The sequence below is a fragment of the Methylobacterium sp. GC_Met_2 genome, from assembly GCF_026540795.1.
GTDB lineage: Bacteria > Pseudomonadota > Alphaproteobacteria > Rhizobiales > Beijerinckiaceae > Methylobacterium.
Map to the genome: position 1 here is coordinate 1 of NZ_JALNUM010000213.1, position 4,216 is coordinate 4,216.

A 4,216-nucleotide genomic window follows, 5' to 3' on the forward strand; every position below is an offset into this window, starting at 1 on the left:
TGTGAGCGTCACGCTCGAACTCTGAGGGTCAGCTGCCGATGCCGTCGAGCCCCACGCGCCGCATCCTGATCGCAGGCGCTGCCGCGGCGCTCGCCGCGCCGCGACTCGCGTTAGCGGCAAATGAGAAGACTCTGCGCTTCGTGCCGCGCACCGACCTCGGCGTCCTCGATCCAATCTGGAGCTCAGCGATCATAACGCGCAACCACGCGTTCATGGTCTACGACACGCTCTACGGCCAGGATTCCGATTTCGAGCCGAGCCCGCAGATGGTGGCGGGTCACCGGATCGAGGCTGATGGACGCCTCTGGAGCCTGACTCTGCGCGATGGTCTCCTGTGGCATGATGGAGAGCGCGTGCTGGCGCGCGACTGCGTCGCCAGCATCCGTCGATGGGGCGTGAAGGATGCCTTCGGCCAGGCTCTGATGGCTGCTACCGACGAACTCGCGGCTCCGGACGACCGCACCATCCTGTTCCGGCTGAAGGCGCCGTTCCCGTTCCTGCCGCATGCCCTAGGCAAATCCGCAGCCTTCTTCCCGGCGATGATGCCAGAGCGATTGGCGTCCGTCGGCCCGGCCAAGCAGGTCACGGAGATCGTCGGCTCCGGACCGTTTCGCTACCGCGCCGACGAGCGGGTGCCCGGCGCGCGCAACGTCTACGAGCGGTTCTCAGCCTACAAGCCCCGGGAGGACGGCACGGTTTCGCGCACCGCGGGACCCAAGCGTGTGCATTTCGATCGCGTCGAGTGGATCACGATGTCCGATCCGGGCACGGCGGCCTCAGCGCTCCGGGCCGGCGAGGTGGATTGGGTCGATTACCCCGTGATCGACCTGCTGCCGATGCTAAGGTCGAGCCCCGGCCTGGGCGTGAAGATCCTTGATCCGAAGGGCCTCATCGGCGTCTTCCGGATGAACCACCTTCAGCCGCCCTTCGACAACCCGAAGATCCGGCGTGCCGTGCTCGCGGCCTTCGACCAGTCGGAGTTCATGCAGTCGGTGGCGGGCGACGACCGCAGCCTATGGCGGGACGGCGTCGGCTTCTTCTGCCCGGATACCCCCCTCGCCACCGATGCGGGGATGGCGGCGGTGACCAGCCCGCGCGACCTCGCTGCCGCCAAGCGTGCGATCGTGGAGGCTGGCTACAAGGGCGAGCCCGTCGCGCTCATCGTGTCCAGCGATTTCCCCGCGCTGAAGGCGATGTCGGATGTCGCCGCCGAGACGATGCAGAAGATCGGGCTGACCGTGGATTACCAGTCCCTCGACTGGGGCACGGTGCAGCAGCGCCGCTACAAGCGCGACCCAGTGGACAAGGGTGGCTGGAGCGCGTTCTGCACGAATTATGAGGGCGCCGATCTGGCCGACCCGGCCGGCCACCTCGCTCTGCGCACCAACGGGCCGCAGGCATGGTTCGGCTGGCCGAGTGACTCGACGATCGAGGACCTGCGGGATCGCTGGCTCCTGGCCAAGGATCTCGCCGAACAGAAGGCGCTGGCCGCTGCGATCCAGCGCGAGGCCTTCGTCAACGTGCCCTACATCCCGCTCGGCCAGTTCTTCGCGCCGACGGCCTATCGCTCGAACCTCAAGGACCTCGTCGACGGGTTCGCGATCTTCTGGAACGTGCGGCGTGGCTGAGGGCGCGATAGATGTAGACGGGCTGCCGTTAACGGATCGCGAGCGCGACGCGGTCCAGCGAGGACGGGCCCTCGCACTGTCCGAAATCGCTCCGCACGTCGCCGTCCGGGAGCAGTCCGGCGCCGCCCTGCCGCGCTCGGTCTTCCGAGCCTATGCGGAGGCCGGGCTGATGGGGCTTGAAGTCTCAGACGAACGCGGCGGATCCGGGCTCGGCTACCTGTGCAAGATCGGCCTCGCCGAGACGATGGCGCGGACCTGCCTGCCAAGCACCTTCGCGCTGAATCTCGCACAGGGGATGGCCACGCGGATCGAGCGCGAAGGCTCGCAGGACCAGGTCCGACGCCACCTGCCGAGCCTCGTGCGCGGCGAACGGATCGGAGCAATATCCTTGAGCGAGCCAGGCGCGGGCAGCGACTTCTCGGCGGTCGCAACGAGGGCGGAGCGCGCGACCGGGGGCTGGCGCCTACACGGAACCAAAGCTTGGGTCACGAACGGCGAGCACGCCGATCTCGCCCTGGTTTACGCGCAGACCGAGCCCGGCAGCGGGGCAGCTGGGATCGCTAGCTTCCTGATCGAGCTGCATGCGGTTGGCGTCTCGCGCGCGGCCGACGTTCCACTGATCGGCGGCCACGCGATCGGTGCTGCGACGATTGTGCTCGACGGCGTATTCGCGACCGACGATGACCTATTCGCGCCGCCGGGACAGGCGTTCAAGCGGGCGTTGAGAGGTATCACCGGCGCGCGCGTCCACGTCTCCGCCATGGCCTGCGGCATCGTCGCCGATAGTCTGACGCGTGCTGTAGACCACGGGCGGGTTCGGCACAGCTTCGGCCGCCCGCTCATCGAGCACCAAGGCTTGCGCTGGAGCCTCGCCGACGTCGCCACCGGTCTGGAGGCAGCTCGGGGTCTAACCTACAGCGCCGCGCGCCGGGTCGCCGCGGGAGCCGATGCGACGCTCGCGGCCGCGCATGCCAAGCGGTTTTCCGCCGATATGGCCCTCTCGGGCGTGGCCGCTTGCATGCAGGCGATGGGGGGCGTGGGGCTGCGCGCCGACCTGCCGTTCGGCCGCCACCTCGCTGCGGCGCGAATCGTGGCCTACGTCGATGGGACCACCGAAATGATGCGGGACAGGATCGGCGCGGACCTAGTCCGGCGTCGGGGTGATCATCCGAACCCGGAGGCGCCGCGATGATCGACAAGCGCATGGCTGGATTTCGTGAAGCGGTCGAGGGAATCGAGACCGGCCACACGGTGATGGTCGGCGGTTTCGGAGACGCGGGCGTCCCCATCGGCCTAGTCGCGGCCGTGCTTGAACGCGGGCCGCGCGACATCACCGTAATCGCCAACAATGCCGGCTTTCACACGGGGGACATCAGCGACTGGCTGAGCGCGGGCCTCGTGCGCAAGGTGATCTGTAGTTATCCGCGCACCTCGCCGACCTTCGTCGCGCTCTACCGTCAAGGCCGGGTCGAGCTGGAGCTAATACCGCAGGGGACCCTGGTCGAGCGCATGCGCTGCGCCGGGGCCGGGCTCGGCGGCTTCTTCTCTCCGGTCTCGGCAGGGACACTCCTCGCGGCGGGCAAGGAGGTCCGCACGATTGGGGAACGCGACTATGTGCTGGAGGTGCCATTGACCGCCGACTTCGCCCTGATACGGGCACGGCAAGCCGATTTGATGGGCAACCTCACTTATAACAAGACCGCACGCAACTTCGCGCCGGTCATGGCGACGGCCGCCCGTGTAGTCGTGGCCGAAGCGAGTGAGATCGTGGCGGTCGGCGGCATCGATCCAGAGGCCGTGATCACACCCGGTATCCTCGTCGACCGGATCGTTCAACAGGGGCCTTGCGCATGACGCCACTCAGCCGCGACGACATCGCCCGCCGGGTCGCATCGGCCCTTCCGCTTGGAGCGGTTGTCAATCTTGGGATCGGCCTGCCGGGCCTCGTCAGCCGCTACGTCGAGGCGGCCCAGGACATCGTCCTGCACAGCGAGAACGGGATCATCAACTTCGCCGCCTCGCCGGACGGCGGCACGGCCGATCACGACAGCATCGACGCGAGCAAGCGTCCGGTCACGGTGCTGCCGGGCGGCAGCTACCTCGACGTCGCACTCTCCTTCGGACTTATGCGCGGCGGCCATCTAGACGTAGCAGTGCTGGGCGCCTTCGAGGTGTCGGCCCGGGGCGATCTCGCCAACTGGTGGACGGGCCAGCCCGGTGATGTGCCAGGTGTCGGCGGCGCGATGGACCTCGCCTGCGGTGCCAAGTCGATCTGGGTGATGATGGAGCACACGACGCGGGACGGCCTGCCGAAGCTCGTGGATCGCTGTAGCTACCCGCTTACGGCACCGGCCGTGGTGGACCGTATCTTCACGGACCTCGCCGTCCTCGACGTCACGCCCGAGGGGCTGTGCGTCCGCGAGCTTGTGGCAGGTCTCAAGCCGGACGAACTCCAGGCCCGAACTGCGACGCGCCTCATCTTCTCCGATACAAGCCGGATTGATGCTCGCGCCCTCGATCGAAGGGCACGCTGATCCCGACATTGTCCGCTTTTGAGGCGAACCCCGGACGGGCTGTACGGCTGATAC

4 protein-coding genes are annotated in these 4,216 nt (G+C 67.7%); all 4 read left to right on the forward strand.

The annotated features are described in order from the left end of the window. The first annotated feature begins 38 nt into the window (after positions 1-38). Genes OXS49_RS32725 through OXS49_RS32740 form a run of 4 tightly spaced genes read left to right on the forward strand, consistent with a single transcriptional unit; the run spans position 39 to position 4,162 of the window. The gene (locus OXS49_RS32725; protein WP_267428676.1) at positions 39-1,628 is read left to right on the forward strand and encodes an ABC transporter substrate-binding protein; all 1,590 of its coding nucleotides are present in this window, start codon (positions 39-41) and stop codon (positions 1,626-1,628) included. After that, positions 1,621-2,820 (forward strand): acyl-CoA dehydrogenase family protein, encoded by a 1,200-nt coding sequence (locus OXS49_RS32730; protein ID WP_267428677.1) that lies wholly within the window; start codon positions 1,621-1,623, stop codon positions 2,818-2,820. Before OXS49_RS32725 ends, OXS49_RS32730 begins: the two co-directional genes overlap by 8 nt. Continuing rightward, on the forward strand, positions 2,817-3,482 hold the full coding sequence (locus OXS49_RS32735) for a 3-oxoacid CoA-transferase subunit A (RefSeq protein WP_267428678.1): 666 nt from the start codon (positions 2,817-2,819) through the stop codon (positions 3,480-3,482). Before OXS49_RS32730 ends, OXS49_RS32735 begins: the two co-directional genes overlap by 4 nt. Further along, positions 3,479-4,162, forward strand: a complete 684-nt coding sequence (locus OXS49_RS32740; protein ID WP_267428679.1) for a 3-oxoacid CoA-transferase subunit B — start codon at positions 3,479-3,481, stop codon at positions 4,160-4,162. Before OXS49_RS32735 ends, OXS49_RS32740 begins: the two co-directional genes overlap by 4 nt. Positions 4,163-4,216 lie beyond the last annotated feature (54 nt).